This window comes from Pseudomonas sp. 58(2021), assembly GCF_017491585.1.
Classification (GTDB): Bacteria; Pseudomonadota; Gammaproteobacteria; order Pseudomonadales; family Pseudomonadaceae; genus Aquipseudomonas; species Aquipseudomonas fluorescens_BT.
This window is the reverse complement of sequence record NZ_JAFGYZ010000071.1, coordinates 1-261: the sequence shown is the minus strand read 5'-3', so window position 1 is coordinate 261 and position 261 is coordinate 1. Positions and strand designations below refer to the sequence as shown.

The window sequence follows — 261 nt, the reverse complement described above, 5'->3', positions numbered from 1 at the left end:
TGAAGCTGTGCGCTGCCACGCTCAACCCCGTAAGGTCTTTGGTCCAGATGCCGGTGGATGGGTCCGCTGTGGCGTTCCCTTTGCTGACGGCCCCGTCGAGGATCTCCACCTGCTGGCCCTTGCTGGCAGTGCCTGTCAGTTTCACGGTTGTGTCGACGGTGGTGCCGCCATCTGGAATCACGGTGCCTTTGGAATCCTGGGCGTTGGTGATGGTCGGCGCCGCCGCCGCAGTCACGGTCAGTGTCCGTGCCCCTGAAGTCT

General features: G+C 63.6%; 1 pseudogene. It reads right to left on the bottom strand.

The features are described 5' to 3' along the window. Nucleotides 1–235: pseudogene (locus J5M72_RS28805) on the bottom strand (Ig-like domain repeat protein); the annotation flags it as partial. Nucleotides 236–261: the final 26 nt, after the last annotated feature.